The organism is Pseudofrankia coriaricola, assembly GCF_032027725.1.
Lineage (GTDB): Bacteria > Actinomycetota > Actinomycetes > Frankiales > Frankiaceae > Pseudofrankia.
In genome coordinates, this window is sequence record NZ_JASNFO010000191.1 from 1 (window position 1) to 2,914 (window position 2,914).

The 2,914-nt window shown below is 69.8% G+C and carries 2 protein-coding genes and 1 pseudogene; all 3 read left to right on the forward strand.

Annotation, left to right across the window (positions count from 1 at the left end):
* Positions 1–322, forward strand: a pseudogene (locus QOZ89_RS46990) (ISAs1 family transposase); the annotation flags it as partial.
* A gap of 50 nt (positions 323–372) precedes the next feature.
* Positions 373–1,947, forward strand: coding sequence for an ISAzo13 family transposase (locus QOZ89_RS46995; protein ID WP_397428979.1), 1,575 nt, complete (start codon positions 373–375; stop codon positions 1,945–1,947).
* A 236-nt stretch (positions 1,948–2,183) separates the two neighbouring features.
* A partial coding sequence (locus QOZ89_RS47000; protein ID WP_312629992.1) for a transposase family protein occupies positions 2,184–2,914 on the forward strand: 731 nt, incomplete at its 3' end.

The window sequence follows — 2,914 nt, forward strand, 5'->3', positions numbered from 1 at the left end:
ACCGGCCCTGTCCGAGGAGGTGTTCTACCTGGTCACCAGCCTGCCCGCCGAACAGGCCCACCCACGGGACCTCGCGGCACGGGCACGCGGGCACTGGACGGTCGAAGCGGTCCACCACGTCCGCGACCGCGTCCTCGACGAGGACCGCCACACCGTCCGCACCGGCAACGCGCCCCTGGCCTGGGCGATCGCCCGCGACACCGCCATCAGCGCGCTACGCCTCACCGGACACAGAAGCATCGCCAAAGCCCTGCGAGCCACCGCCCGCCAGCCCGAACGCGTCCTCCAGATCATCGGCCTGATCAGCGAAAAGGGACTTTGACGGCACCCTGGGTGTTCCCGCATCTGGATGAGCGGCAGCGCCGGCTGGTGATGGCGGCCGAGGCTCGGGCGCTGGGCCATGGGGATATCCGGGCGGTCGCGCGGGCTGCTGGGGTCCGTGAGGCCACCGTGTCGCGGGGAGTCGACGAGCTCGACGCTGGTGCCCCGCCGCTGGGCCGGGTCCGCCGGCCGGGCGGGGGCCGCAAGCGGGCGGCCGAGGTCGACCCTGGTCTGCGTCCGGCGCTGCTGGCTCTGGTCGAGCCGGACGAGCGGGGTGACCCGATGTCGCCGTTGCGGTGGACGACGAAGTCGACCCGCAATCTCGCCGAACAGCTGACCCGCCAGGGTCACCGGGTCGGCGCGGACACCGTCGGCGACCTGCTGCACGCGGAGGGGTTCAGCCTCCAGGGCAACAGCAAGACGCTGGAAGGCGCGCAGAGCCCCGACCGGGACGCGCAGTTCCGCTACATCAACGCCCAGGTCACAGACAGTCTGGACGCGGGTGACCCGGTCGTCAGCGTCGACACCAAGAAGAAGGAACTCGTCGGCGAGTACGCCAACCGCGGCCGTCAGTGGCGACCGACCGGCGACCCGGTGAAGGTCGACAGCCACGACTTCCCGGACAAGGAACTCGGCAAGGCCGTCCCCTACGGGATCTACGACCTGGCGGCAGACGCCGGCTGGGTCAGCGTCGGCACCGACCACGACACCGCCGCGTTCGCGGTCGCCTCGCTGCGCCGCTGGTGGGACGGGCAGGGCCAGGCGTCCTACCCACACGCCCGCCGGCTCCTGATCACCGCGGACGCGGGCGGCTCGAACAGCTACCGCACCCGCGCCGGGAAGACCGAACTCGCCGCGTTCGCCCTCGCCACCGTCCTGACAGTCACGGTCTGCCACTTCCCGCCCGGGACCTCGAAATGGAACAAGATCGAGCACCGGCTGTTCTCCCACATCACCATGAACTGGCGCGGCCGGCCCCTGACCAGCCACGAGGTCATCGTCAACTCGATCGCCGCGACAACGACCCGCACCGGGCTGCGCGTCCACGCCGAACTCGACACCGGCGCCTACCCCGCGGGGGCCAAGGTCAGCGACACACAGATCGACTGCCTCCCCCTGGACCGCCACAGCTGGCACGGCGACTGGAACTACACCCTGCGCCCCGAACCACCACCACCACCACCCGAGCCGGCCCGCGCCCCCGAACGCACCGACTGGGCACACCCAGCCGTGACCGGCCTGAGCACCGCAGCCTGGGACGAACTGATCGCCTCGCTCACCGTCCCGCACCGGATCCAGCGCGACAACGAGCTATTCGCCCGCAGGAGCGGCCCACCCACCCGCAGACCCGCCGGCGACCACCCACCCGCCCTCACCCTCGCCGAGCAAACCCTCGTGACCGTCCTGCGGCTGCGTTTCCGAACACCGCAGCCAGTCCTCGCCGAACTCTTCGGCGTCTCCCTCGGCTCCATCGCCAAAGCAGACCGGGAGATCCACCCGCTGCTCGACCAGAACCGCCACACCGTCACGCCCGCGACGACCTGTCTCGCGACCCTCGCCGACCTGACCGCACACGCCCAAGCGCACGGCATCGACCTGACACCGAAGCCCAAACCAGCGTGTTGATTATCCGCAAACCCTAAACGGCATTGCGTCCACACGCCAGTCGCGCGCCGCCGCAAAGAAATAGCGACTCGTCCGCTCCGTCTCGGGAGTGAATGAGCCATTCCCAGCAACGACCTGTGACGTTCGGTGACTGTTACGGGGTGTGAGTATCCCTGGGGCTGTGACAACGAGGGCGCGGGGCTCCGATAGGAAGGTTGCTCCGACCAAAGATCAACCCCAGGGAACCCCGCGCCTCGATGAGTTTCACATACACCGCCGAGTTGCCCCTCGGCGATCACACCGTCTTCCGCCTGGCGGGTCTTCTCGTCGCGGAGCGTCAACGCCGTGGCACCCGCGACGGCACCCGCACGCTGTCCGCGCTGGAACAGGCCGTCATGGTCCTGCGCTGGTTCTGTGACGGCCTCAGGGCCAGACAGCTCTTCGGGGATCATGGAGTGTCCCGGTCGGTGGGCTACCGCTACCTGCACGAGGGCATCGCCGTGCTCGCCTGGCAGGCCCCTGACCTGCGCGAAGCGCTGATGCGGGCCAGGATCGCCGGCTACGACCACCTCGTCCTCGACGGCACGGTCATCGAGACCGACCGGCTGCGCATGCCCGGCCCGACCGAAGGCGTGGACCTGTGGTGGTCCGGCAAGGCCTCCAACCACGGCGGCAACATCCAGGTCCTCTCGGCCCCCGACGACGGCTGGCCGCTGTGGGTCTCGGACGTGCGGCCCGGCCGCGAGCACGACTCGACCGCCCTGAAAGCCTCCGGCGCACTGGCGATCCTCGAGGAATGGACCGCCGACCTGCACGAGGTGCTGTTCGACCTCGGCTACGAAGGGATAGGAAGCCCGGCCGGGCCGCTCGCGATCGCGTACAAGAAGCCCAAGGGCGCCACCCTCACCGACGAACAGAAGGCACACAACCGGATCCACAACGCGCTACGCGCCGTCGGCGAACGCGCGAACGCCCTGCTCAAGGTCAC